This window comes from Erythrobacter sp. JB2-19 (genome assembly GCF_057365005.1).
Genome location: NZ_CP200290.1, coordinates 2,334,603 through 2,360,534 on the forward strand (window position 1 = coordinate 2,334,603; position 25,932 = coordinate 2,360,534).

24 protein-coding genes and 1 pseudogene are annotated in these 25,932 nt (G+C 58.4%); 16 read left to right on the plus strand and 9 right to left on the minus strand.

The genetic code is table 11. The features are described 5' to 3' along the window. Positions 1-13: 13 nt before the first annotated feature. Positions 14-622 (plus strand): CoA pyrophosphatase, encoded by a 609-nt coding sequence (locus AC0V6O_RS11285; RefSeq protein ID WP_486144066.1) that lies wholly within the window; start codon positions 14-16, stop codon positions 620-622. Beyond that, on the plus strand, positions 615-1,793 hold the full coding sequence (locus AC0V6O_RS11290; protein WP_486144068.1) for a CCA tRNA nucleotidyltransferase: 1,179 nt from the start codon (positions 615-617) through the stop codon (positions 1,791-1,793). Before AC0V6O_RS11285 ends, AC0V6O_RS11290 begins: the two co-directional genes overlap by 8 nt. 265 nt (positions 1,794-2,058) lie before the next feature. Here the strand turns inward: AC0V6O_RS11290 and parC are convergent, their stop codons facing one another. Beyond that, the gene (gene parC / locus AC0V6O_RS11295; protein WP_486144070.1) at positions 2,059-4,365 is read right to left on the minus strand and encodes a DNA topoisomerase IV subunit A; all 2,307 of its coding nucleotides are present in this window, start codon (positions 4,363-4,365) and stop codon (positions 2,059-2,061) included. 183 nt (positions 4,366-4,548) lie between these two features. On the opposite strand from parC, the gene AC0V6O_RS11300 reads away from it, so the two are divergent. Continuing rightward, positions 4,549-5,130, plus strand: coding sequence for a tetratricopeptide repeat protein (locus AC0V6O_RS11300; RefSeq protein WP_486144072.1), 582 nt, complete (start codon positions 4,549-4,551; stop codon positions 5,128-5,130). 24 nt (positions 5,131-5,154) lie between these two features. On the opposite strand, the gene AC0V6O_RS11305 is transcribed toward AC0V6O_RS11300, so the two are convergent. Further along, the gene (locus tag AC0V6O_RS11305; RefSeq protein ID WP_486144074.1) at positions 5,155-5,952 is read right to left on the minus strand and encodes an ion transporter; all 798 of its coding nucleotides are present in this window, start codon (positions 5,950-5,952) and stop codon (positions 5,155-5,157) included. Between the two features lie 247 nt (positions 5,953-6,199). Between AC0V6O_RS11305 and AC0V6O_RS11310 the strand changes: the two genes are divergently transcribed. Next, positions 6,200-7,129, plus strand: coding sequence for a DUF4349 domain-containing protein (locus AC0V6O_RS11310; RefSeq protein ID WP_486144076.1), 930 nt, complete (start codon positions 6,200-6,202; stop codon positions 7,127-7,129). Here AC0V6O_RS11310 and AC0V6O_RS11315 read toward each other — a convergent pair. From AC0V6O_RS11315 to AC0V6O_RS11325, 3 genes are all read right to left on the minus strand, one after another. Continuing rightward, on the minus strand, positions 7,126-7,458 hold the full coding sequence (locus AC0V6O_RS11315; protein ID WP_486144078.1) for a 2Fe-2S iron-sulfur cluster-binding protein: 333 nt from the start codon (positions 7,456-7,458) through the stop codon (positions 7,126-7,128). The genes AC0V6O_RS11310 and AC0V6O_RS11315 overlap by 4 nt on opposite strands. Continuing rightward, complete coding sequence (locus AC0V6O_RS11320; RefSeq protein WP_486144080.1) at positions 7,458-8,531, minus strand: cysteine desulfurase family protein; 1,074 nt, start codon at positions 8,529-8,531, stop codon at positions 7,458-7,460. The genes AC0V6O_RS11315 and AC0V6O_RS11320 overlap by 1 nt, the downstream gene beginning before the upstream one ends. A 114-nt stretch (positions 8,532-8,645) precedes the next feature. Beyond that, positions 8,646-9,623, minus strand: a complete 978-nt coding sequence (locus AC0V6O_RS11325) for a cysteine desulfurase family protein (protein WP_486145603.1) — start codon at positions 9,621-9,623, stop codon at positions 8,646-8,648. 120 nt (positions 9,624-9,743) lie between these two features. On the opposite strand from AC0V6O_RS11325, the gene AC0V6O_RS11330 reads away from it, so the two are divergent. Both AC0V6O_RS11330 and AC0V6O_RS11335 read left to right on the plus strand, forming a co-directional pair. Next, the gene (locus AC0V6O_RS11330; RefSeq protein WP_472639368.1) at positions 9,744-10,400 is read left to right on the plus strand and encodes an alpha/beta hydrolase; all 657 of its coding nucleotides are present in this window, start codon (positions 9,744-9,746) and stop codon (positions 10,398-10,400) included. A gap of 408 nt (positions 10,401-10,808) precedes the next feature. Then, positions 10,809-11,501 (plus strand): TonB family protein, encoded by a 693-nt coding sequence (locus AC0V6O_RS11335; protein WP_486144083.1) that lies wholly within the window; start codon positions 10,809-10,811, stop codon positions 11,499-11,501. A gap of 108 nt (positions 11,502-11,609) precedes the next feature. On the opposite strand, the gene AC0V6O_RS11340 is transcribed toward AC0V6O_RS11335, so the two are convergent. Beyond that, positions 11,610-11,831, minus strand: coding sequence for a hypothetical protein (locus AC0V6O_RS11340; RefSeq protein ID WP_472639370.1), 222 nt, complete (start codon positions 11,829-11,831; stop codon positions 11,610-11,612). A gap of 99 nt (positions 11,832-11,930) precedes the next feature. Between AC0V6O_RS11340 and AC0V6O_RS11345 the strand changes: the two genes are divergently transcribed. The 7 genes from AC0V6O_RS11345 (at position 11,931) to AC0V6O_RS11375 (ending at position 20,139) form a co-directional block, all read left to right on the plus strand. Then, positions 11,931-12,317: a DUF3597 domain-containing protein gene (locus AC0V6O_RS11345; protein WP_486144085.1), complete on the plus strand. Its 387-nt coding sequence runs from the start codon at positions 11,931-11,933 to the stop codon at positions 12,315-12,317. Between the two features lie 52 nt (positions 12,318-12,369). After that, positions 12,370-14,229: a DUF885 domain-containing protein gene (locus tag AC0V6O_RS11350; protein ID WP_486144087.1), complete on the plus strand. Its 1,860-nt coding sequence runs from the start codon at positions 12,370-12,372 to the stop codon at positions 14,227-14,229. A gap of 11 nt (positions 14,230-14,240) precedes the next feature. After that, on the plus strand, positions 14,241-15,194 hold the full coding sequence (locus AC0V6O_RS11355; RefSeq protein WP_486144089.1) for a hypothetical protein: 954 nt from the start codon (positions 14,241-14,243) through the stop codon (positions 15,192-15,194). Next, positions 15,184-16,182: an acyl-CoA desaturase gene (locus AC0V6O_RS11360; protein ID WP_486144091.1), complete on the plus strand. Its 999-nt coding sequence runs from the start codon at positions 15,184-15,186 to the stop codon at positions 16,180-16,182. Before AC0V6O_RS11355 ends, AC0V6O_RS11360 begins: the two co-directional genes overlap by 11 nt. Next, complete coding sequence (locus AC0V6O_RS11365; protein ID WP_486144093.1) at positions 16,175-16,534, plus strand: hypothetical protein; 360 nt, start codon at positions 16,175-16,177, stop codon at positions 16,532-16,534. Before AC0V6O_RS11360 ends, AC0V6O_RS11365 begins: the two co-directional genes overlap by 8 nt. A gap of 307 nt (positions 16,535-16,841) precedes the next feature. Further along, positions 16,842-18,470: an FAD-dependent oxidoreductase gene (locus AC0V6O_RS11370; RefSeq protein ID WP_486144095.1), complete on the plus strand. Its 1,629-nt coding sequence runs from the start codon at positions 16,842-16,844 to the stop codon at positions 18,468-18,470. A gap of 31 nt (positions 18,471-18,501) precedes the next feature. Then, on the plus strand, positions 18,502-20,139 hold the full coding sequence (locus tag AC0V6O_RS11375) for a DUF1570 domain-containing protein (protein WP_486144097.1): 1,638 nt from the start codon (positions 18,502-18,504) through the stop codon (positions 20,137-20,139). 29 nt (positions 20,140-20,168) lie between these two features. Here the strand turns inward: AC0V6O_RS11375 and AC0V6O_RS11380 are convergent, their stop codons facing one another. The 3 genes from AC0V6O_RS11380 to AC0V6O_RS11390 form a co-directional block, all read right to left on the minus strand. Continuing rightward, entirely contained in the window at positions 20,169-20,702 is a 534-nt protein-coding gene (locus AC0V6O_RS11380; RefSeq protein WP_472639378.1) for a DUF937 domain-containing protein, read from the minus strand. Between the two features lie 28 nt (positions 20,703-20,730). Then, on the minus strand, positions 20,731-21,096 hold the full coding sequence (locus tag AC0V6O_RS11385) for a hypothetical protein (RefSeq protein WP_472639379.1): 366 nt from the start codon (positions 21,094-21,096) through the stop codon (positions 20,731-20,733). 121 nt (positions 21,097-21,217) lie between these two features. Next, positions 21,218-22,834 carry a phosphoenolpyruvate carboxykinase gene (locus AC0V6O_RS11390; protein ID WP_486144099.1) on the minus strand — a complete coding sequence of 539 codons (1,617 nt, stop codon included), beginning with the start codon at positions 22,832-22,834 and terminating at the stop codon, positions 21,218-21,220. Between the two features lie 343 nt (positions 22,835-23,177). Here AC0V6O_RS11390 and AC0V6O_RS11395 point away from each other — a divergent pair. From AC0V6O_RS11395 to AC0V6O_RS11405, 3 genes and pseudogenes are all read left to right on the plus strand, one after another. Further along, positions 23,178-23,920, plus strand: a pseudogene (locus AC0V6O_RS11395) (response regulator). Next, the gene (locus AC0V6O_RS11400) at positions 23,913-25,484 is read left to right on the plus strand and encodes a sensor histidine kinase (protein WP_486145605.1); all 1,572 of its coding nucleotides are present in this window, start codon (positions 23,913-23,915) and stop codon (positions 25,482-25,484) included. The pseudogene AC0V6O_RS11395 and the gene AC0V6O_RS11400 overlap by 8 nt, the downstream one beginning before the upstream one ends. A gap of 5 nt (positions 25,485-25,489) precedes the next feature. Further along, positions 25,490-25,927, plus strand: a complete 438-nt coding sequence (locus AC0V6O_RS11405) for an HPr kinase/phosphorylase (RefSeq protein ID WP_486144100.1) — start codon at positions 25,490-25,492, stop codon at positions 25,925-25,927. The last annotated feature ends 5 nt before the right edge of the window (positions 25,928-25,932 follow it).

Consider the following 25,932-nt stretch of genomic DNA (forward strand, 5'->3'; position numbering starts at 1 on the left):
GGTGCCCGTCAAGATGAGCTCGCTCTTCGCTCACCTCAGCCGCCTTTACGAAGACGGGCACAGGCACGAAATAACTGATCTGTTGAGCGATAAGAGCTTTCTGGAGGGAGGGCGCACAGCAGAGGCCGCGGTGCTAATTGCGGTCACGGACCGAGCGGAACCGGGCGTGATCCTGACCCAGCGCCCACAGGATATGCGCGATCACCCGGGGCAAGTCGCCTTTCCCGGCGGCAAGTTGGACGCCGGCGAAGACGCGATTACGGCCGCCCTGCGAGAGGCGCAGGAAGAACTCGCGATTGATCCAGCCGATGTGCAAGTGATCGGGGAGACCGATTGCTATCAAACTGGCACCGGCTTCAATGTGACCCCAGTCCTGGCTGTGGTGCCGCCGGACCTTGATCTGAACCCCAGTCCAGCAGAGGTTGAAGCATGGTTTGAAGTGCCGCTGGCAATTTTGCTGGAACAGGACAATTGGAAAAGCCATGAGGTTTTCTGGCGCGGGCAAATGCGGCACTATCTTGAAATGCATTACGAGGGCTTTCGCATCTGGGGCGTGACGGCGGCAATCATCGCCAATCTGTCGCGGCGTATTACGCCAGAAAGGCTGGCGAGCGGTGTCTGATCTCGCTGCAGCAGACTGGCCCAAGCGCACCGATTTGCGCGCGCTGACAGAGGCCCTGGGCGCGGACAATATTCGCTGGGTTGGCGGGGCGGTGCGCGACACGTTGCTCAGCATGCCGGTCCACGATGTCGATTGCGCGACTAAGTTGACGCCCGACATGGTGATCGATCGCTGCCGCGAGGCCGGCATTCGCACGGTCCCCACCGGGCTAGACCATGGCACGATCACCGCAGTGCTGGAGGGCGGCCCGGTTGAGGTCACGACCCTGCGCCGCGATGTCGCAACCGACGGCAGGCGCGCGACCATCGCCTTTGCGCAGGATTGGCGCGAGGATGCGGCGAGGCGCGATTTTACAATCAATGCGCTCTTCGCTCACCCGGAAACGCTCGAAATCTCCGACTATTTCGGCGGGCTGGATGATCTCGCCGCGCGCCGCGTGCGTTTTATCGGCGATGCCCGCACCCGCATTCGCGAGGATCACTTGCGGATCCTGCGTTATTACCGTTTTCAGGCGCGCTTTGGTGCGAACCTGGATGCGGAGGCGGAGGAAGCCTGTGAAGAGCTGGCCGGGACGCTCAAGGGCCTGAGCCGGGAGCGGGTTTCGGGCGAATTGCTCAGCATTCTTGCCCTGCCCGATCCGCATCCCACCGCCGCGCGCATGCATGCAAAGGGCGTGCTGGGTGTGATCCTGCCAGAGGCGTGCAAAGCCCACCTTGCTGCGCTTCGAAACCTGATCGCAGCAGAGATCACGCAAGGCTTTGCGCCCGATCCGCTGAGACGTTTGGCCGCTCTACTGCCGCCCATTCGCGAGGTTTCGGAGGCTGTGGCGGCGCGGCTGCGATTGTCGCGGGCCCAGCGCGCGCGCCTGATCTGCGCCGCAGAGCGGACCGAAGGTGATGGCGCGGACCCGCTGGCGCTTGCCTATTATGAGGGAACACAAGGCGCAGCTGACCGCCTGCTGCTGCTGGGCCAGGATGCAACCGCGGTGAAAGATTGGGAGCGGCCGCAATTCCCGCTCAAAGGCGGAGAGATTGTCGCGCGTGGCGTGCAGGCTGGTCCAAAGGTTGCGCGCTTGTTGCAAACGGTGGAGGCGCGCTGGGTTTCAGAAGGCTTCCCGGACGAGGCCCGCGTTCAAGAGCTGCTTAGCAATGCGCTGGATAATTTGAACTAATACCCGCCTGCCCTGAGCTTGTCGAAGGGCTGCACTTCTTACTTCAACGCAGCAATCAAAAGAGCAGTGCTTCGGAGTCGAAGACGGCGCCTAGCGCCACCAGCTCAGCACGAACGGAGTTGAGGTGAGTTGTTTTTGTCTAACGGCCATTGCCACCCGCACCCTCCACCCTTCCACCCGGATTTTCACACCGGGCTAGGATCCGGGTGGAAGGGTGGAGGGTGCGGGTGGCTAGGAACCGAGCATCAGCGAGCCCGAAACGCCCCTAACCTCCGAAACTGTTATCCTTAGGGAAGCCTTGCGGCGGCATCCGCCCGGCCCCGCCGCGCGCGACCTTCCACAGATGGATCTCCGTCTCGGTCCGGGTCCGCTCGCCCGATCCGCCCATCTGCCAGCTTAGCCCTTCGCCCAGCACAAAGGTGATCGCGTCCGACAGCCCGCCATCGCGGTACCGCTGCAGCATCACTCCCTGCCCACGTGCCATCACCGGCATTTCTTCCAGGTTGAAGACGACCAGCTTGCGATTGTCACCGACACAGGCAACGTGATCGTGCTCTGGCGAAATCTCCCGCATCACTTGCAGCTGCGCATTGCCCTTCAAGTTGACGACCTGCTTGCCCTTCTTGGTCTCGGCCAGCAGTTCAGAGGTTTCAGCGACAAAACCCTTACCAATGCTGGATGCGAGCAGCAGACGGCCGCCTTCCTTATGCACCAGCATTTTCGCGATATTGGTGTCGGCTTCCAGGTCGATCATGGTCCGCACCGGCTCGCCAAAGCCGCGCGCGCCAGGCAATTTGTCACAGCCCAGAGTGTAAAACCGGCCATTCTCTGCCGCGATCAGCAATTTGTCGGTCGTCTGCGCGTGCAAGATATAGGCGAGCGCATCGCCCTCTTTATATTTGAACTCTTGCGCCAGATCGACGTGGCCCTTCGCCGCGCGGATCCAGCCCTTTTGCGACAGGATGATCGTCACCGGCTCTTTCTCGATCATCGCATCCATCGAAAACTCGACCGCCGGGGCCGCTTCTTCGATCCGGGTGCGACGTTTGCCGAGCGGTGTATCCTCGCCATATTCCTTGCGCAGCGCGCGCAGGTCTTTCTTCAGCAGGGTTCGCTGCCGCGCTGGCGAAGCGAGCAATTTCTCAAGCCCGTCTTGTTCTTCGAGCAGCGCGGTCTTCTCATCGCGCAGCTGCATCTCCTCCAGCTTGCGCAGGCTCCGCAGACGCATGTTGAGGATCGCCTCGGCCTGACGATCAGTAAGCTTGAACTCGGCGATCATCACCGGCTTGGGCTCGTCCTCTGTACGGATGATCTCAATCACACGGTCGAGATTGAGGAAGGCAGTGATATAGCCTTCGACCAGTTCCAATCGGGCGGCGATCTTATCCAGCCGGTGTTGAGCGCGGCGCTGCAAGATATCGATCTGCGCCCGCGTCCAATTTTCGAGCAGCTCTTTAAGGCCCATCACCATCGGGGTGCGGGTGCTATCCAACACGTTCAGATTTAGGCCAAAACGGGTCTCAAGATCGGTCAGCTTAAACAGTGATTCCTTGAGCAGTTCCGGGTCCACATTGCGGCTACGCGGGACCAGAACGATGCGGATTTTTTCGTCGCTTTCGTCGCGCACATCCTCAAGGATCGGCAGCTTCTTATCGGCAATCGCCTGAGCGATCTGTTCGATCAGCTTGCCCTTGGCGACCTGATACGGAATTTCCGAAATGACCAGCTGCCATTGCCCGCCGCCCAGCCGCTCGATCCCGGCATCGCGGTCGTCAACCTTTTCTGCTTCTTCAGCATGAAACCGCCCGCGCAGGCGGAAGCTGCCGCGTCCAGTGGCATAGGCCTCGCTGATCGCCTCGCGGCTGTCGACCACCTGCCCGCCGGTGGCAAAATCGGGGCCATGGAACAGTTCCATAAGCCGCTCGTGCTCGACATGTGGATTGTCGATCAGCTCCAGCGTGGCATCGATCACTTCGGCGACATTGTGCGATGGGATATTGGTCGCCATGCCTACTGCAATCCCGCTCGCCCCATTGGCCAGCAGATTGGGGAACAGGCCGGGCATCAGCTCGGGCTCTTCTTCCTCACCGTTGTAGGTCGGAATGAAATCAACCGTGCCCTCGTCCAGACCCTGCATCAATTGCATCGCGGTCTTGGTTAGGCGCGCCTCAGTGTAACGATATGCGGCGGCATTATCGCCATCGACATTGCCGAAATTGCCCTGCCCCTCGACCAGCGGATAGCGCAGCGAGAAATCCTGAGCGAGCCGGACCATCGCATCATAAGCGGCGGTGTCGCCATGCGGGTGATATTTACCGATCACCTCGCCCACAACGCGGGCGGATTTCTTGAACGTATTGCTTGGGTCCAGCTTCAGCTGACGCATGGTCCACAGCAGGCGGCGATGAACCGGTTTCAAGCCATCGCGCAGATCCGGCAAAGACCGTGCCGTAATCGTCGACAGTGCATATACGAGATAACGTTCTTCGAGCGCGCTATCGAACGGCGCATCGACGATTGCATCAAACGGATCGGGTTCGTCGGTTAGAGTCGTGTCTTTGGTGTCAGCCATACACGAATCGTCTAGCAACGCATGACCTCGTGGGGGAGGGGCATTTCCACAGGAATGGTGCGATTTGCGGGATAGCGAAAGCTGATAACTCTCGACGAAGTGCAGCTTTGCTTTCAGCCGCAAAAATGTAGGCTATCGCATCAACTTGCACTAGAAACCAAAAGGCTCGCCATGGAACAATACATGCTTGAGATCGAAGATGACGATAATCCAGATCGTCTCGAAGATGCGATTCGCTTACGCAAGCGCTCGATAGACCGAGCAATGAGCGAACTCGAATATTTGGCACAAAACGACTCGAAGATCGCGCTCACCGTATTGGGAGACCTTTTCTTACGTGGCTGGTTTGACGCGCCAATAAACTTGGAGAAAGGCGAAGCGTACCTAAAGCGAGCAATAGAACTTGGCTCTATTGAAGGCGGGTATCATCTGGCCTGCTATTATCAGGTAAAAGAGAGGCATCAGGAAGCTTTGGAGCTATTTCAATCCCTCGCTGCTTCAGGCTTTTCACCAGCTTTGTATCGGATGGGTGCACTTCACAATGATGGAGCGATGGTCCCCAAAGATCTCAAAAAGGCAAGACATTTCTTCAGCTTAGCAGCACAAAAGGGCCATATTCTAGCCCTAAAAGCACTTGCCAAAACTAATATTACTAGTGGCGGTTTTCGTTCATTCGCGCTTGGCTGCGTGCAGTACTCACAATCTGTAATTCCACACTATCGGCAATTGAGGAAGCAGCGTTTGAGCGATAGATTGAGAGTGTAGTCGGAGCCACGCCAGATGAGCGCTTTATCCGCCGTTTTGATAGCCATTGCTGGCCTGCGCGCTCCTCAGTGCCGCCATGTCCTCTCGCAAAGCGCGCAATTGGATCAGTATTTCTTCACGTTCGCTATGCGCGTCATCTTCCGTCGCCTCTGACATTGCATTGACGATCACACCGATGAACAGGTTGAGGACGATAAAGCTCGTCATCAAAATGAACGGCACGAAGAACGCCCAGGCGTAGGGGTATTCCTCCATCACCGGACGCACGATCCCCATCGACCAGCTTTCCAGCGTCATGATCTGGAACAACGAATAGAGCGAGGCGCCAAGCGTTCCGAACCATTCGGGGAAGCTCTCGCCAAACAGCTTCGTCGCCATCACCGCGCTGATGTAAAACAGCAGCAACAGCATGACGATCACGGTCCCGATGCTGGGGATCGCCTTAAACAGGCCGACGATGACCCGCCGCATGCTGGGCACGACCGAAATCAGGCGCAGCGCCCGCAGGATACGCAGCGCGCGAAGCACGGAGAATTGCTGACTCGCCGGGACGAGAGCAACGCTGACGATCACCAAGTCAAAGATATTCCAGCCGTTTTTGAAAAAGGCAAAGCGGTAAGCGAAGAGCTTGATCAACAATTCGATCACGAAAATCGTCAGAGCGATCGTGTCGAGCATGTGCACGACCCCGCCCACTTTCGACATGACCCAGGGTGATGTCTCCATGCCCAAACCGATCGCATTGATCACGATCACGGCAATGATGACGCGCTCAAAAGAGGCGGATTCGACCAAGTTTTGGGCGCGCGCTCGCAGCGTCATTAGCGTTACTCCAACGGTAATTAAGGCAATGATATTGTGACTTTGAGCGCGGCCTTAACACCGCATTTCCCGCCTCGCCAGAAGGCAGCGCGGGCCATGCTCAGAAAAGAAGGGGCTTGCAACGAAATTAAAATGTGGCACAATTATGGCGAAAATTAGGCGCAAATGAGGCAATCCGCCACAATTCGCCTCTTTTTCAGGAGAGTGATCATGAAAGTGACAATGCGATCTCGATAAAAGACTTGGAGTGATTTTGAGCCTTGGCGCAGCCAGTATGGCGCTGGCCGCATGCAGCGAAACATATGATGGTGAGGCGGCAAGCGTGGATTATGCCGAGGCAGAAGCCTCCGCAGATGCCATCGCACCAACCAGCATCATAGCCGCTGAGGAAGTGGCCGCAGATCAAGCGGCGAGCGACACCGCCACTGGCGATGACGCAGTCCCAGTCCCGGCATTGGAGACCCCCGGCCTACTCCCCAAGATCGCCTACACTTACAACTATGGTTTCAGCCTACCGGGTGAGAAAATCGTGCCTCTGCAACAGCGCCACGCCGATATGTGCGAGGCGAAAGGCGCGGGCACCTGCCGCATTTTATCCATGCAAGGCGCAAATGTGGCCGACGGCATTGGCAGCGGCCGCCTGGAACTCGCGATCCGGTCTGACATCGCGCGCGGCTTTGGCTCTGAGCTGAGCGGCGCCGCGACCGAAAGCGAGGCCGAGGCAACCAAGGTCGCCATCAATGGCGAAGATCTGTCGAAACAGATGGTCGACACCGAGGCGCGCCTCAAAGCACGCACTGTCCTGCGTGACCGTTTGCTAGAGACCTTGCGCACCCGGCGCGGCACCGTTGCGGAATTGGTCGAGGCAGAGCGCAGTGTTGCGCAGGTCAACGAAGAGATCGATCAGGCACGCAGCTGGCTCACCGAAATGCGCGGGCGCGTCGCCTTCAGCAGGATGACGTTGGATTATGAATCCTCCACCCCTGTGGGCGGCAATTTTTCCAAGCCGATTGGCGATGCGTTCGGCAATGTTGGCGGGATCATGGGCACGGTCATTGCCTGGCTGATGATGCTGGGCGCAGTGGTGCTGCCCATCGGTATGCTCGTATGGCTCGCCATGCGGATCAACAGCTGGGCGACCGGCCGCCGCGAAGTGCCAGCCGCCAGCGAGGGTTAAGCCGACATATCATGCGCGTCGGACGGGATGGTTACGGCCAGCCCGTCCAGCGCTTCGGTCAGCTCGATCTGGCAGGACAGGCGACTGGTACGGCGCACACTGGCGGCAAAGTCGAGCATATCCTCTTCTTCTTCGCTCGCCTGTTCCAGCCGGTCAAACCATTCAGCGGCGACAATCACATGGCAGGTTGAGCACGCCATCTGCCCCTCGCAGGTTCCCTCCAGCGGCAGGCCATGCGCTTGTCCGACCTTCAGCAGGCTGTCACCCTCCTCGCCCTCGGCCTCAACAGATGCGCCTTTAGCATCGGTAAAGTGGATTTTCACACCCATCAAAGCTGCTCCTTGGCGGCCGCATTGATGGCCTCTGCCGCCGCTTCTATCTGTTCCATCGTTGTATAGCGCCCGAAGCCGAGCCGGATCGAGGATTTCGCCTGTTTATCGCTCAGGCCAATGGCTTTCAGCACATGGCTGGGCCGTCCCGACCCGCTGGCGCAGGCGGACCCCGCGCTGAACATGATCGTGCGACAATCGGACATCAGCCGCGCGACATCTAAGCGTTCTCTCCGGATATTAAGATTGCCGTGCCAGCGCGCCTCTTCGCTGCCGTTCACGGTCCAATCGGAAAACAGCTCCCGCGCCTTATTCCACAGCGTTTCGACATGCTGCGCATCCTCTGCCATCCGCTCCGCTGCCAGCTGCGCGGCGGCGCCCATACCGGCGATCAAGGCCGGGGCCAAAGTGCCAGAGCGGATGCCGTGCTCCTGCCCGCCGCCGGTCTGCACTTCGTTTAGGTCAATGCCGTCACGCACCCACAAGGCGCCCACACCCTTCGGCCCGTGAAACTTATGCGCGCTGATCGCGATCATATCCGCACTGGTTACCTGGGTCTTTCCGTAAGCCTGCACGGCATCGACCAGAAACAGCGCGTCCGCTTCCTTCGCACGGGCGTGCCATTCCGATGCCGGTTGCACTGTGCCGATTTCATTATTGACCTGCATCACCGCGACCATGCGCGTGTCCTTGGGCAGATCTTGCATGGGATCGCACAGTCCCTGATCATCCACGCTTAGCAAGTGATGCGCGCCCGCCGCCTTGGCCGTATCGCCAACCGCGGAATGCTCAATCGCGGAGAACGCCACCGCGCCGTCGCCCTTCGTGCCCCGGATCGCGAGGTTGAGCGCCTCGGTCGCACCGCTGGTCAAGATCACTTTGCCGCCGGCGGGAAACAAGGCCGCCACCCGGTCTCGCGCCAGCTCAATAGCTGCCGCCGCCTGACGGCCCATCCGATGCGGCGAATGCGGATTGCCAAAGCCGGTGCCATCCGGCCCATCGAGCCAGCGCAGCATGGCATCGCGCGCCTCAGGCGCGAGCGGGGTCGTGGCTTGATAGTCGAGGTAGATCATTGGTTGGTCTTATGGCGCACTCTACTTGGCTCGTCATCCTGAACTTGTTTCAGGATAACCCTCTCAACTCGCTCCAATTGTTATCCTGAAATGAATTCGGGATGACGGTTGTGATTAGGCGAGGCTGCTCCAAGCCTCGGCAAACGCATCAAGCTCTTCCGGTTTCGTGCTCCAGCCCAGGCTAACCCGAATAGTGCGCGCGGCGACTTCATCGGAAACACCAAACGCATCCAGCACGCGGCTTTTCTTCAACGTGCCAGAGGAACACGCGCTGCCCGCAGACACCGCAAAGCCCATAGCATCGAGCCGGATGAGTAGTGCCTGCGCGCTCATGCTCGGATGGGTCACGGCAAAGATGTAATCCGCCTGGTCGCCAATCGTCAGAACCCCCTCGCCCAGCCGCTCTGCAAAGCTCCGCCGTTGCGCCGTAGTGGTTTGCCAATCGCCCGCTTCCAAGGCTGAGGCCATGCCCAGTACGCCGGGTACGTTTTCCGTACCTTGGCGATAGCCGCGCTCATGCCCGCCAATGGGATTGAGCAGATTGAATTCACGAAGCAACAGCGCGCCAATCCCAATGGGGCCGCCAAATTTATGCGCAGAGACCACCAGCATATCCGCATCGGGCAGCGCCATTTTGCCCGCGCTTTGGGAGCAGTCCGACAGCACCACTGTGCCGCCAGATTTCACTGTCTCGACCATCTGAGCAACCGGATTGATGACCCCGGTTTCTGAGTTCACATGTTGGACGGCCAATATCGCATCATCGCCAAAGACGGTTTCGTCAGAGATCACTTCTGCATCCGGCGCCGCGCGAAACACCGCATCATGTTCCACCGCGCTGACGATCCGGCGGGCCTTTTTTGACTGCTGCAATCCGATGGCCAGCGCCTCGCTCGCGCCGCTGGTGAAGATCAGTTCTCCATCCCAGTTTAGCGCACGCTTGATCCGCGCCCGCGCATCCTCCAGCGCGGCCTTGGCCTTGCGGCCTTCGCCATGCGGAGAGGACGGATTTGCCCAGATCGCAAACCCTTCTTCCATCGCCGCACGCGCCTCTGGCCTCAGCGGTGTAGTGGCCGCATGGTCGAGATAAATGCGTGTCTTAATGAGAACCCCTCACAAAAAATTGCGATTCTTGCATCTTTTCCTATATAGGCCCCGTCTTCGCATGCACCAGCCGGTGATACGCGCACATATTATTTCACAAGGTTTCCGATGCCATCAGTCATCTTTCCCGGTCCAGAAGGCCGTCTCGAAGGTCGTTTTTCCCCGCCACCGCGTCCGCGCGCTCCTGTTGCAATGATCCTTCATCCGCACCCAGAGGGCGGCGGCACCATGAACGACCGGATTGTGCAGCGGATGTACAAGACCTTCGTTGATCGCGGCTTTGCGGTTTTGCGGTTCAACTTTCGCGGCGTTGGCCGCAGCCAGGGCAGCTTTGACAGCGGCATTGGTGAATTGTCCGATGCGGCGAGCGCGCTGGATTGGGTGCAATCGATCCACCCAGAGGCGCAGACCACCTGGGTTGCTGGCTATTCCTTTGGCGCGCTGATCGGCATGCAATTGCTGATGCGCCGCCCAGAGGTTCGCGGGTTCATCTCTGTTGCGCCGCCAGCTAATATGTATGACTTTTCGTTCCTGGCCCCGTGCCCAGCCAGCGGCATTTTTGTTCAAGGCGCCTCTGATACGGTGGTTCAGCCAAGCGCGGTGCAGAAGCTGGTTGATAAGCTGCGCACGCAAAAGCACATCACGATCCATCACGAAGAGATCCCGCGCGCGAACCACTTCTTCGAGAACGAGACCGACGATCTGATGGCCTCAGTCGACAATTATCTCGATTTCCGCCTGTCGCCGGATTGCCCGATTAAGTAATCCTTCGGATCACTTGATCGTTTGCTGATTTCCCGCAGCACATCCGTGCTGCGATATCCTCGGCCCATGCGGGCCTGCGGGCGGCCAGTCGGCCTCGCGGTCGCTGGCGCGACCGTGCTCCGCGACCAAGCCAGTAGCAGAGGGTTAAACGCCAAATCGCTCGATCGTTGGCTTGGAATGGTTCGAGGCTGTAGGCCTCGCAAGGGCGACCGCCCGTCGCGCCTTATGGCGCGGAAGCCAAGCGAACGGATGTGAGCGCCCGGCGTTTGAGGCCCCAAACATAAAGTCCTGAAACGCAACTCGAAAGTTCTTGCCACATGAATGTAATGTTGTAACATGACTCAAGAGCGGCGCCTATGTGCGAGCAAACGCTCAGGGTTGCCGCTCCTTGAAGAGAGGAGCCTTGCAATGAGTTACATCACGCAAAAACAGACAGGCCAACCGGTCGCAATAATCGGAGCAATCGGCATTCCTGCCGCCTTCGCCGGTTTGCTAATTATCGGATTGGCAGTGAAAGCCGTCATCCCGGCGGAGCCTGACAATTTCGGTGCCGTCACGATAACACCAACCGTCCCGCCTCCGCCGCCTGAGCCAACCGCCGAACCCGACACCTCACCGAAAACGAGTCCAACTCTGCCGGAGGTCTATATCCCGCCAACACCCACCAACTTTCCGACCGAGCCGACGTTCACAAACACCACGGATAAGCTGCCGCCGGTTGGCGGTGACATTAACCTCGGCCCGATTCCGGGAACAGAGCTGGGTAACGGCCTAGGCGATGTAACGCCCAGCGTGCCGACCTTCGATCCGATCGGGGCCAAACCTGCCAATGATGCCTCGCGCTGGGTCATAGACAGTGACTACCGCTCGGCTTGGATTCGCCGCGGCTATTCCGGCAAAGCGAGCTTCAGCCTGGAGGTCAGCGCCTCTGGCCTGGTCACCAATTGCTCGATCACACGCTCCACCGGGCACAGCGCGCTCGACACGGCGACCTGTTCGCTGATCACCGAACGCGCGCGGTTTGATCCTGCGATGGATTCAAGCGGTGCACCGACAGCAGGGATCTATACCAGCGCAATCAACTGGCAATTGCCGAATTGAGGCCTGCTCACCAAGGCTAGGCCCTCTCGCGTCTCCGCCTTTCCACCCGGATTGCATCCGACAATACTCCGGGTGGAAGGGTGGAGGGCGCGGGGTGGCAAAGGTCGTTCAGTTACCAGCACCCTCTGCTCCGGCAGCCTCCACCTGATCCAGTGGTGAATTGCCGCTCGCATCCGGCAATGTCCAGATCATCACATTGCCAATCGCAATTACCGCCAGCAGCACCATCAGCGCTGGCTGCTTGATCGCGCCTGTGCGCCGCCACAGGAACACCGCCCCGATGATCAGAGCAAAGGCGGCCAGCATTACAATTGAAAGCACAAGGTTCATGTTCGAATTGCCTCTGGTTGGGGATCGCGCCATAATGCAATTGTCGCAGAGTTGGAATATTCCACGTCCAACCCCGCATAAACATAATAGGAGGATAAAATGGGTATTTTCAGTTCAATCAAAGGCGCGATCTTCGGCAAGGACGAAGACGAGAAGAAATCACCAGGTGCCGCCGCAGGAGCCGCCGCAGGTGCAGCGGTCGCCGCAGCAGCCGCAGCGAAGCCCGCTGCGATCAGCGATGTTGACGTCGCCGCCCGACTCGACGCAATGGACGGCGCAGACACGCTCAACTGGCGCACATCGATTGTCGATCTGATGAAGCTGATCGGGGTCGATCCCAGCTTTGGTAACCGCAAGGAATTGGCCGGGGAGCTAGGCGATACCGATTATTCCGGCACGGCTGAGGAAAACATCTGGCTGCATAAGAAAACCATGCAGGAACTCGCCAAAAACGGCGGAACCGTGCCAGCCGAGTTTCTCGACTGATTGACCCATTGTTCAGATTGACAGCGGCTTGCCGCGCGGTAACACCACCTGCATGACCAATTCAAACATGAACATCACGCGCCGTCAGGCCCTTAGCGGGCTTGGCGGCGTTTCTGCATTGGCGCTGCTGCCGGCGTGTAAACAGCTGGGCATTGGTGGGGCAAGCGGCGGCGAATTTGACGCGCTGGAGCCTGACGCGGCGCTGGAGAAGATCGGCTATGAAATGCTTAGCCATGAGCCTGGCCGCGCAACCGGACTGGGTGTGGACACCGGCGATTATGCCGCATGGCGCGGCACCTTTGGCACACCGGGCCTGCAAGGCCGCGCCGATTATGCCGCCACTTTGGAGCGCCTGCGCGAGGGCGCGAGGGACTATCCCAAGGACGGGCTGACACCCGATCAGCTCACCAGTTTTGAAGTTGTCGAAAGCGCATTTGCCAAGGCGCTCGAAGGATTCGCCCTCCCCTACGGCGATGTCGCCGTCGGCAGCTGGCGCAACGCGCCGTACGTGGTGATCCAGAACGTCGGCGCCTATATCGATATGCCGCGTGCGATGGGCTCCAGCCAGCCGCTGAGCAACGAGCAAGACATCGAATATTACCTCAGCCGCCTAGGCGAAATTCCGGCGGTTCTGGATGGCGAAATTGAGCGCATGCAAGAGGCCCGCGCCATGGGCGTGGTGCCACCGGACTTCCTGCTCGACAAAGCCATTGGGCAGATGGAATCGAGCCTCGCGGCGGCTGCCGATGGCACCGCATACACCGGCGATCTGGCCGCCAATCTTGAGAAAGCGGCCCTGCCCGCCGATGCGGTGGACGGCGCCAAAGCCATTGTCACCGGCGATATCGCCGCCGCGCTCGAACGCCAATTGGAAGAGCTCAAGACCCAGCGCGCCGAAGCCGATAGCGACCCCGGCATATGGAGCCAGCCGCAGGGCGAGGAATATTACGCCTGGGCCACCAGCGCCTCGACCACGACCTCGCTCTCGCCCGATGAAATCCATGAGCAGGGGCTGGAAGAACTCGCCGAACTCCACGGCCAGATGGACCCGATCCTCAAAGAAATCGGCTTTACCCAAGGCACCGTCGGCAAGCGCATGCAGGCACTCAGCCAGGATCCACGCTACAAATTTGCCGAAGGCGATCCGGGCCGCGAAGAAATCTTCGCCTTCATCGATGAACGGATCGAATGGATCAAAGCGCAAATGCCGCGCGCCTTTAACGAGCTGGTCGATCCCAATATGGAGGTCCGCCGGATCCCCATTAATGAAGAGCCTGGCGCCCCCGGTGCCTATGGCGGCGCGGGCAGCAAGGATGGCAGCATCCCAGGCCGGTTCTGGATCAATTTGCGCACCACCGATCTGCACCGCAAGTATGATCTCGCGGACCTCACATTCCACGAGGCGGTCCCAGGCCACGTTTGGGAAGGTGAATATTCCAATCGTCTGCCGCTTATCCGCTCCATCCTGGCCTTTGGCGCATTCAGCGAAGGTTGGGCGCTCTACGGCGAACAGCTCGCCGATGAACTTGGCGCCTATGACGACTTTAAGGTCGGGCGGCTCGGCTATTTGCAAAGCCTCGCCTTCCGCGCCTGCCGCCTGGTGGTCGACACTGGTCTGCACTCCAAACGCTGGAGCCGCGATCAGGCCCGCCAGTTCTTTGTGGAACGCAATGGCAGCAAGTTTGAAGAGGTCGTTGGCGAAGTGGACCGCTATTGTAGCTGGCCGGGCCAGGCCTGCAGCTACAAGATCGGGCACAGCGAAATCGTGCGCCAACGCGCGCGGGCAGAGGCTGAGCTGGGCGAAGCCTATGACTTTAAGGCGTTCAACACCGCTGTGATCCTGGGCGGCAATTCACCGCTCGATGTGGTGGCCAAAAATGTCGACCGTTATATCGCGGGAACGAAGGCCTAAGGGGATACCGAGTGGGGATTTCCTGGAAAGTGCTGTTGGTTGTAATCGGGGTCTCGACCCTGACCTTGCGCTTTCTGCTGGACAGCCAGTTTGGCACCACGACCTTGGTCTACATTCTGATCCCGTTCGTCATCTCGGTTGCGCTCGCATTCCTAACCAAGTCGAGCGAGAGCACTCGATATCGCTACCGCTATCTCAACCACATGCGGATTATGACGATCGTCTTTCTGGCGACCTCAGTGTTGCTGTTTGAAGGCTTCATCTGCGTGCTGATGTTCATGCCGATCTATTATGGCTTTGCAACGATTGGCTTTTTCTTCTCATGGCTGGCGAGAGACAAGAGCCTGGATGACAAAGGCGGCAGCGATCTGACCAATACGTTCAAGGTCGCCGCTATTCCTGTTTTTGTGCTGATGCTGGTGAGCGAAGGTCTGTTTTCGGCAACAACGGTGCCGCGTCCCGCGACCGCCACTTTGGTTGCGGACACCCCGCTTAGCGTCGCCGAACTGCAAGCCAATATGGCTCAGCCAATCAGTTTTGAAAGCGACCGGCACTGGTTCCTGGAGCTGTTCCCCATGCCCGACAGCATTCAGGCGGGCAGCCTGGCACCGGGCGATAAGCACACTCTGCATTTCACCTACAAACGCTGGCTGTTCACCAACACCCATCAGGGCGAGATGCATGTCCGCATCGATAAAGTCAGCGCCGATCATATTCGCACGAAGATCACCCGCAATGACAGCTATCTTGGCAATTACATGGATATCGATGGCACCGATATTCGCTTCACGCCAAAGGCCAATGGCGGCACCCGTGTGGCTCTGACCATTCGCTACGACCGGCTGCTCGACCCGGCGTGGTATTTCGGCCCGATGCAACAGCTCGCCGCCAAAGAAAGCGCGCGGTTGTTCCTGTCCGACATCATCATGAGGCACCCGGTGGAGGAAGTCGCTAATGGGCAGTGATCTGCAAAGCGGCAGCGCCGCGTTCAAAGTCAATTCATTGACCAATTTGGAGCAGGCCGATCCGGGCAAAGGCCATGTGGTCTGGGACCCGGCCCGATCCATCTGGAACACCGGCTTTATCCTAGGCGCATTGGTGCTCGGCCCGCTGTTTTTCTCATGGAGCGGCTTTGCCGTCTTCCTGGTGCTGTCGGCGGTGACACTATGCGCAGGCCACTCGGTCGGCTTTCATCGCCGGCTGATCCACCGCAGCTTTGAATGCCCCAAATGGCTGGAGCGCGTGATGGTCTATTTCGGCACGCTGGTGGGCATGGGCGGGCCGGTTTGGACCATTGGCCTGCACGATATGCGCGATTGGGCTCAACGCGAGGAGGACTGCCACTGGTTTCTACGTCACGGCAAACCGATGGCGATAGAGGGGTTCTACTACCTCAATTTCAAATTGATCCTCGACAATCCACCTGGCTTTGATCCTGGCCCAGAGATTGCGGGCGACCGGTTTTACGCATTCCTTCAGCGCACTTGGATGCTGCACCAAATCCCGCTCGCCATCGCGCTCTATGCCATGGGCGGATGGTCTTGGGTGGTGTGGGGCGTGGTCGTCAGAGTGGCAGCCTGCGTTTCCATGCATTGGTACATTTCCTATTTGGCCCACACACGCGGGCCGCAAGATTGGCATTTGGACGATGCCGCGTTGCAAGCGCACAATGTGCCGATCCTGGCGATTCCAACCATGGGTGAAAGCTGGCATTGCAATCACCATGCCTTTCCCAGGTCGGCGGCGCATGGGCTTTATCCGGGGCAGATTGATCTTGGTTTCCAGTTTATCCTGCTGCTCAAGAATTTGGGCCTGGCGTGGGACATAAAGCTGCCCGCGAACCTTCCGCCTCGGCCCGGTATTTCGCCGGTATCAGAGCGCGCGCTGTCGATTGCTTCGCCGGGGCAGGCGGAATTGGCGAGCGAAGCCAAGCAGGCGCAAGTCGATGGTTGATCATCGCTCTAGTGAAATCGCTGATTTTCGCCGCAGCAATGGATTTGCCGCGCATGACGAAAATGCGCTCGTCTGGATGGCAACGCTTGGGCCATTTGAACTTCCACTTCCCAATTTCCGCTGGCGCCGCGAGATATTGGCACAGCACGATGCACATCATTTGCACACCGGCTACGACACCAGCGCTCGCGGTGAATTGCTCGTCGCCGCATGGGAAGTCGGCGCTCGCTGCTATTCAGACTGGCGCGCACGCTCACTATGTCGTGGACTGATGTTGCTCGGCCTCTTCCGATACCCGGCGCAAACATACCAAGCCTACTGGCGCGGGAAGATGGCATACGACGGCTGCTGACCTGATTTTCCTACCCGGCGGGATTGCGGTATCTCCGCAGAATGCTCCAGTCCGGTCTTTCAGCATTGCGCCCAACCACTTGCTTAGCGCGCGCAACGCTGGCCAAATCGCGTCCGGAATATGATCGAAAAAAGCGATCAATCAACAGCTCTGTGATCGATTGGTTTTTCGCCCCTGAACACTGTTCCAGCTGTTCCAAGCGTGCATGGCGCGCGGCGAACCGACGGGGCGCGACGAGGCTTCGCAGGATTGCAGCAACACCCCGGCGACCCCATGTTGTAGCATTACCGGTTCAGGAGAGGCACGCATGGAACAGCTAGGACAAGACCTTGAGACCCTGCGACGTGTGCCGCTGGCCGATGCGCATGTTGAGGAGCTCTGCAAAATCGGGGCCGAGCGCACCTATCCCAAGGGGCACATCTTCGCCGAGGTTGGCCAGCCGATGGACACCTTCACCTACGTGCTTGATGGCGAGATTGAGGTAATCGATCCCTACTCGCGTGAGCGGATGTTCGAGCACAGCCTCGGTCCGACGCAGTTCATGGGCGAGATTGCCTTCATGAATGGTGGGAACTGGTTCCTACCGATGCGAGCAGCGAAAGACACTCGGGTGATTGAGGCCCCGCGCGAGGCGATGCTGGAACTGATGAGCCGGGTGCCGGAGCTGTCCGACCATATCATCACCGTGTTCGCAGCGCGCAGACAGCGACAGTTTGAGCTGAAGAACAGCTCTGTCAAAGTGATCGGCGCAGACCGCGATCCGGCGGTGCAAAAGGTAGAGGGCTTCCTCTCCCGCAATCGGATCCCCTTCCAAAGCTTCGACATGGATGCCTCTGACGAGGAAACCGCGCAGGTCTGCGACCTCAGCGGGCATCAGCCATCCGTGATCGTTGGCAGAGCCGAAAAGATGGATAATCCAACCCCGCGCAAGGTCGCCCAGCACCTCGGATTGGACCTCAGCATCTGTTCAAAGCGCACCTTCGACTTGCTGATCGTCGGAGGCGGACCAGCCGGCGTCGCCGCAGCGGTCTATGCTGGAGCAGAGGGGATTGAGGCTCTGCTGATCGAGGACATGGCGATTGGCGGGCAGGCGGGCACATCGAGCCGGATTGAGAATTACATGGGCTTTCCCACCGGCATCAGCGGTACAGACCTCACCTATCGCGGGCAGATCCAGGCGCTGAAGTTCGGCACGCGGTTCGCGATGCCCCGCCGGGTGGAGAAGCTGATGCGGCGCAGCGACGGCTCGTTCTGCGCGATACTGGATGACGGCGACGAGATATGCGCGCGTGCTGTGCTCGTCAGCACTGGCGTGCAATACAACCGCTTGCCGTTGGACCGGCTTCAGGAGCTGGAGGGCGCGGGCGTGTTCTACGCAGCAACCGAGATGGAAGCACGCTTTTGCAGGAAAACCGAAGCGGTTGTGATCGGTGGCGGCAATTCCGCTGGGCAAGCGGCCATGTACCTCTCGCGCAGCGCAGCGCACGTACATCTGGTCGTGCGTTCTGGCAGCCTCGCTGCAAGCATGTCGAGCTATCTCTCTAGCCGGTTGGAAGCCGATCCGCGCATCACGATCCACTACAACACCAGCGTCACAGAACTTCATGGAGAGGAGCACCTAGAGGCGGTGACCTTCAACACGCCTGAGGGCGACACCCGTCAGGACACGCGCGCGCTCTTCATCATGATCGGTGCTGCACCGAACACCAAATGGCTCTCTGGCCATGTCGACACCGACGAACGCGGGTTTGTGCTAACCGGCGCAGAGGTGGGCAGCCCCTCCCCCTTTGAGACAGGGACGGACGGTGTCTTTGCGGTGGGTGATGTGCGCTCTGGATCGGTGAAACGCGTGGCCAGCGCAGTGGGCGAAGGATCAGTCGTCGTCTCGCAAATCTGGAGCTACCTTGACGGCCTTGAAAGCCAAACAAAGCACTAGAAACCCAAATAAACGGCGTTATGCTTGCGATATGAGCAATTCTGAAGTGCTCGATCGCACTAACGGGGCAATCACAATGGTATTCGCGCGTCTATTCGCATCTCTTTTACTGACATTCGCATTTCTAGGCGCTGTGCCGGCAAGGGCTGATTGGTACGAAGCATCGAGCGATCATTTCGTGATTTACGCTGACGACAGCGAGAAAGACATTCGCCGCTATGCGCAAAACCTTGAGCGGTTCCACGCAGCGATGGAATTGCTCACAAAGCGGAAAGTCGAAAAACCCAGTCCTTCAAACCGAGTGGTGATCTTTGCCGTTGGCAGTCAAAGAGACATTCGCAAGCTTTCGACCAGCAAGAGCCGCTATGTCGCGGGCTTCTATCTTCCAAGAGCAGGTGCAAGCCGGGCATTTGTGCAGGATATTCGTCATAAGAGCGGCTATCCGGATTTCTCGACTATCGTCCTGCTTCACGAATACGCACACCATTACCTGATCTCTGGATCACGCTTCGGCATGCCGCGCTGGCTCAATGAAGGTGCGGCTGAATTTTTCGCGTCAGCATCGTTCCCAAGCAACGGTGGCATTCAAATTGGGCTCCCGGCGCAACACCGTGCCAATGAGTTGTTCAATTCCGCTGATGTCAGCATTTATGAGCTGCTTGATCATGAACTGTATGAACGCAATCGCGGTAAACGCCATGATGCGTTTTATGGGCGCAGCTGGCTGCTCTACCACTACCTGACCTTCAATCAGGATCGGATGGGACAGCTCGACAAATACCAAGCAGAGATGTTCTCTGGCCTATCCTCACTTGAAGCAGGCAAGAAGGCGTTTGGTGATCTGGATCAACTGGAAAAAGAACTAAGATCCTATCTGCGGAAACGCATGTCTGGATTCAGTCTGACGCCTGAAATGCTCCCAATTGGCGAAGTGACCCTGCGCAAGCTGCCCAAGGGCGAGGCAGAGATGATGCCGGTCCGCATCCGCTCACAACGCGGAGTTGACGAAGAGACAGCTGCCGAGTTGCTCGAGGACGCACGAAAAATTGCTGTAAAGCACCCCGGTGATGCCGGAGTACTTTCAGCTCTTTCAGAAGCGGAATATGACGCAGGCAATGATGCCGAAGCCATCGCCGCTGCCGATGCAGCCATTGCGATCGAGCCAGCTCGAACCAACCCCTATGTGCAAAAGGGCTATGCCCTGTTCCGCATGGCGCGCGATGCGGAGGACAAGAAGGCTGCGATCGATCTGGCGATGAAGCCATTTTCGCAACTCAACCAAATCGAGAACAATCATCCACTGCCACTGATTTACTACTATCGCAGCTTCGTTCAGCGCGGCATCAAGCCGCCCGAAAACGCCAAGCATGCGCTGGAACGCGCCGCACAGCTCGCGCCATTCGATAAAGGTCTGTGGATGCGAGCTGCGATGATGCAGCTACAGGAAGGCAAGATTGCCATCGCAAGAGACTCGTTACAGCCTATCGCCAATGATCCGCACGGCGGAAAACGAGCAGAGCGGGTGAAGAACATCATCGCGCTGCTCGACAAAACCGAAGAAGGCACCGTGATAACCAGCCGCGATTTGGCAGCAACCGCTCCGGTTGCTCAGGTCAGCGTTCCAGCGGTACCTGGTGAGGATGACGATGAGGGTGGGGCGGAGGAGTAGACTTCCTCCGCCCATTCATGCGTCTTAAGTCAGCGGCTCATCATCCCGGTCACGATCGAGCCCAGGATGCCTCCCAGCGCTCCGCCACCTGTTGATCCACTAGGTGAGGTAGTGCCGCCGCCAGTAGCCTGTTTCGCCATATAACCGGCAGCGGCCATCGCGAGGATCGGCAGCATCTTTTTCAAAATGCCTTCGTCAATCCCGGTCATAGAGGCAACTTCCCCGGCGACCGAGCGACTCACATCCTTGCTGCCAAAGATGTTGCCAAGGATATCATTACCTTGATTGATAGGCGTCGCCTGAGTGCCCAGCACCACATCGAGCAAGCCTCCGCCCAGACCGCCACCGCCTGAACCGCCGCCCAGGATAGCGCCAGCAAGTCCGCCCAGCCCGCCCATTGGATCAGGGGTCGACGTGCCGCCGGTTGCGCTGCGCCCCATCCCGGCGACAATCGCCGGGAGCAAAGCGCCAGCGGCCGTCTTGGCCGTGCTCTCATCGATACCAAGCTCGCGCGCCATCGATGAAATCGCGCCGGTTTGCTGTAAAATTTGGCCTAAGCTCATGGCTATTCCCTTCGATCAAATATCGCGATCACTTCTTCCCGAAGAGGCCCTTGGCCATGCCCATCACGTCGTTAATCGGGTTTCCGTCGCCATCACGGTCAAGCATCGAGGCTAGACCTGCGAGGCCGCCTTCGCCGCCCTGCAATTTGGAGGAAAGATCGCCCAATGCGCCTTCTCCGCCCATTTGTTCCATGATTGAGCCAAGCATGCCGGTGTCGATGCCCGTTTTCTCTGCAGCGAGTTCTACTGTGTCGCCATCTTCTGCGTGCGATTGGCCCAGTGCGGCAACGGCTTTTTCAGCCATTGCAGGATCAATTCCAACCTTTTCTGCAAGGTTCGCAACCGTGTCTGGTGAGCCTGAAACTTGCTGCATGATGCTGTCGAGAATGCTCATATTGGTGATCCTTCTTTAGTGATTCTTGATTGCGGCAGTCTGCGCGCAAAGGCCGCAAATGAAAAGGCCCCGCTCGGCTGTCTCGCCGGGCGGGGCCATCCTCTCCAATTGTAAAATTGTGTTATGCGGCGACCGGTGCATCCGGTGCGGCCTGCCTCACGCCTTCGTCAACATGGGCTTCGAATTCTGAGAAATTGTCGATGAACAGTTGCACGAGTTTGTGAGCAGTCGCATCATATTCGCGTTTGTCAGCCCATGTCTCGCGCGGGTTGAGGATCGTTTGATCGATCCCAGCTTCGGCCAACACTGGCACGTGGACGGGCACATCAAAGCCAAAATTGTCGTCACGGCGATATTCGACATTATCGAGATCACCGTTCAGCGCCGCGTTAAGCAGCGCACGCGTCGCCTTGATCGGCATGCGGTTGCCAATGCCATATTTGCCGCCGGTCCAACCTGTGTTGAGAAGCCAGCATTGCACGCCCCCTTTGGCAATGCGCTCTTTCAGCAGATTGCCATAGACGCTCGGGTGACGCGGCATGAACGGTGCGCCAAAACAGGTGCTGAAGGTGGCCTCTGGCTCGGTCACGCCAATCTCTGTGCCAGCAACCTTAGCCGTGTAGCCAGACAGGAAGTGATACATCGCCTGTTCCGGTGTCAGCCGCGCAATCGGAGGCAGCACACCGAATGCATCCGCTGTCAGCATCACGACATTGCTGGGCACTGGCCCAAGATTGTCCGCACTGGTATTGGGTATGTAATCAATTGGATAGGCACCGCGCGTATTCTCAGCCAGTGAGTTATCGTCAAAGTCGAGTGTGCGAGTTTGCTCGTCCATCACAACGTTTTCGAGCACGGTCCCAAAGCGTTTGGTGGTCGCGTAAATTTCCGGCTCAGCCTCTTCGGACAGGCGGATCATCTTAGCATAGCAACCGCCCTCAAAATTGAAGACTGCAGTATCGGACCAGCCATGCTCATCATCACCGATCAGGGTGCGAGAAGCATCCGCGCTGAGCGTTGTTTTGCCGGTGCCGGACAGGCCAAAGAATACCGCCGTTTTGTTCTCCTGTCCGATATTGGCCGAGCAATGCATCGGCATCACACCTTTGGTCGGCAGCAGATAGTTGAGAATACCAAAGACGCTCTTCTTCATCTCGCCTGCGTATTTCGTCCCACCAATCAGGATCAACTTTTCAGAGAGATTGACCGCAATCACCGTCTCACCGCGCGTGCCATGGCGCGCCGGATCGGCCCGGAAGCTGGGCAGATCAATGATCGTGTATTCAGGCGCGAAACCTTCAAGTTCATCGGCGTTTGGACGGACCAGCAGAGTGCGGATGAACAGATTGTGCCACGCAAGCTCGTTGATCACACGCACATTGACGCGGTGTTCCGCTTGCGATCCGCCAAATAGATCCGCGACATAGAGAGTCTCTTTCTCTCCGAGCGCCGTGAGGAAATCTTGCTTCAAAGCAGCAAAGTGCTCTGGCGTCATAGAGGCATTGACCTTGCCCCACCACACCGTGTCCTCAGTAACAGAATCGCGCACGATGAACTTGTCTTTGGCGCTGCGGCCAGTGTGTGCACCAGTTTTCACAACCAATGCACCATCTTTGGACAGAGCACCTTCGCCGCTGGAAATCGAGGCTTCTAAAAGCTCCGGAGTGCCAAAGTTAGGGCGGATTTCAGCTGAGGTTTCAATACCCTGTGATGACAGAGGGTGGGCAAGCGGGGTCAACGCATTTCTCCTGAACCAATCTGGTTGTGCAATTTATGAAACCGGAAACATTGCTTCCCCGGCAACCGCATTTGAATGTCTTGCGGTGCGCCAGTGGCTCGCGCTGGTCCGTTATGCATACGTGTGCATAGATGCGTGTGGCAGCATCGTCAAACGCAGGACGCGCAATATCTACTGCCATCTATGCAAGCTGCGCTTGCGCTCAAAACGCCCGCGTTGTTTATGGCGCTTGATGCGGCTATTCATAGCGTGACGCCCGCCCTGCAAAGGCAGTATGACCAAGCACGGGCTAAACAGACTAAGTGGCTGGGAGACATGACGAATGAGCGATAGCACCAGCGATATGATGACCAAAGCAGAGCCTACCAAAGGCGATGAAGTGACCATCGCTCTGGTCGATGATGATCGCAATATCCTCACCACTGTCTCGATTGCGCTGCAGGCAGAAGGGTTCGTGACCCGGCTCTATTCAGATGGCGAAACTGCGCTGAAGGCGCTGCTCGATAACCCCCTGATTTGGCCGTGTTCGACATTAAGATGCCGAAAATGGACGGCCTGGAATTGCTCAGCAAGGTGCGCGAGCACACTGCTCTGCCGGTTATCTTCCTCACCTCCAAAGACGATGAGCTCGATGAGGAAGTGGGGCTTGAGCTGGGGGCAGATGACTACATCGCCAAGCCGTTCAGCCTGCGTCTGCTGATCGCCCGTATTCGCGCGATTCTGCGCCGCGCCGACCCCAGCAAAGCGATCGGGATAGAGACGCAGGAAATTGAACCGGTCAATCCCAGCATTTCAACCGGGCGGCTGTATATGGACCCCGCGCGCCACCACGTCACTTGGGATGAGAAGCCGGTCAGCCTGACGGTCACAGAGTTCCTGATCCTCGAAGCGCTGGCTGCGCGCCCCGGCGTGATCAAGAGCCGCAACCAATTGATGGACGCGGCCTATCCCGATGATATCTTCGTGGATGACCGAACGGTCGACAGCCATATCAAGCGCATGCGGCGTAAATTCCGCGTCGTCGATACGCAATTTGGCGCGATCGATACTCTCTATGGGGCGGGCTACAGCTTCACCGATGGTTGAAGATGATGCTCCAACTTTGGATCAAGGAGTGGAACGTCTCAGTCTAACGGGCCGTTTCTCACTCACCGCCCGCATATTGATCGTGAACCTGTTGCCATTGTTGTTCCTGGGCGGCGGACTGTTTTACATCGATAGCTACCGCACTCAGCTGCTCGATGAACGCTTTAAGCTGGCCCGGATCGAAGCTCAGATTGCCGCCGAAGCGCTAGCTGGCGTCACTCGCGAACGACAAGAGGCATTGCTGGTGCAAATCGGCAAAGAGCAGCGGATGCGGATGCGCATGTTTGATTCAGAAGGGTTGCTTTGGGCGGACAGCTTCGCGCTTGACGAAGATGGCCCTGCATTTGAATTTGATGACATCAGCGACGACGATTGGAACCTGCGCTTTGCCCGCTGGCTAGACCGTGCGGTCGATACCGTCGTCAGCGCCAAGCCAGTCACTGATTATGTAGAGAAGGAATCGGACCAGGCCGACGACTGGCCAGAATTGGTCGCTGCACGCGAAGAAGGGATCAGCCAGATTACTCTGTATGATTGGCGCGATGGCACGCCTGTTATCACGGCGGCCGCTCCGGTTGGGTTGAATGGTGCAACCCTGCTCACCACGCGCAACGCGGTCGACATTACAGAGGCAGTACGCGCGGCTCGCTCGACCCTGGTCGTGGCGGTCCTGTTCGTATTGTTTGCATCTTTCCTTTTGTCGTTGTTCCTCGCTCGCACAATCGTCACCCCGCTGCGTCTGTTATCCAAAGCAGCCGTGAGAGTACGCCAAGGCCGAGAGCGCGAAGTCGAAGTCCCTCGACTGCCAGAGCGCGGGGATGAGATCGGCCTGCTCGCCCGCGCCGTTTCCGACATGACCGGGGCGCTGCGCCACAGGATCGATGCGGTCGACAGCTTTGCCGCCGATGTCGCGCATGAGATCAAGAACCCGCTTGCCAGCCTGCGCAGCGCAATCGAAGCGCTACCGCGCGTTGAGGACGCGGAAACGCGCGGGAAACTCACTGACATTGCGACCCATGATGTGCGCCGGATCGACCGCCTGGTCAGCGAAATTTCCGACGCGAGTCGGATCGATTCTGAGATGTCGCGCGCCACATTGGAGCGGATCGATCTATCTGATCTGGTGCAAGCCATCATCGGCAGCCGCGAAGACCGCGCTGAAAACCGCAATCGCGAAATCATCCTGAGAACACGCGGATTTTCTGCCAATGTGATCGGTGTTGGCCCGCGCCTGGAACGGGTGGTCGAGAACTTGCTGGACAATGCCGTGTCATTCTCACCGCCTAAGGCCCCGATATTGGTCGAGATTGAGAATGACGGCGAATGCGTCGCCCTGACCGTTTGCGACGAAGGCCCGGGCATTCCAGAAGACGCCCGTGAAAAGGTGTTCACGCGGTTCCATTCCATCCGTCCAGACAACGAGGATTTCGGCAATCATTCCGGCCTAGGGCTCGCGATCGCAAGAGCCATCGCCGAAGCGCACGACGGCTCCCTAGTAGCGGAAAGCCGCTCTGATGGACAAAGCGGTGCTTGCCTACGTCTCCATCTGCCAGCGGCGGTTTGACGAAAATGAAGCCGCTGCTTGTCCAGGCCAGCGCTGTCGCCATTGATGGGCAGGCATTGCTGATTGAAGGCGAGCCAGGCAGCGGCAAATCCTCTCTTACACTCGCTCTGATCGAACGTGGAGCGAAGCTGATCGGTGATGATGGCGTCACGCTTACTCGGGAGGGCGAACAGGTGCTTGCTACGCCCCCGCACAACATTGTCGGAAAGCTAGAGATCAGAGGCGTGGGAATCGTCGATCTGCCTACGGCTAGCGCACCGCTCGCGCTTATCCTGACCTTAACTGATGACGCACCGCGCTATCGCGAAGTCGCCGGCACCCGTGATCTGCTTGGTTACGCCATACCAATCCTACCGTTCGTGCCTGGTACAATCGCTCCAGCAGAACGGGCGCTATGGGCGCTCAAACTCCATGGACGACAGAGCGAGCTTGCAATCCGATGAGACGG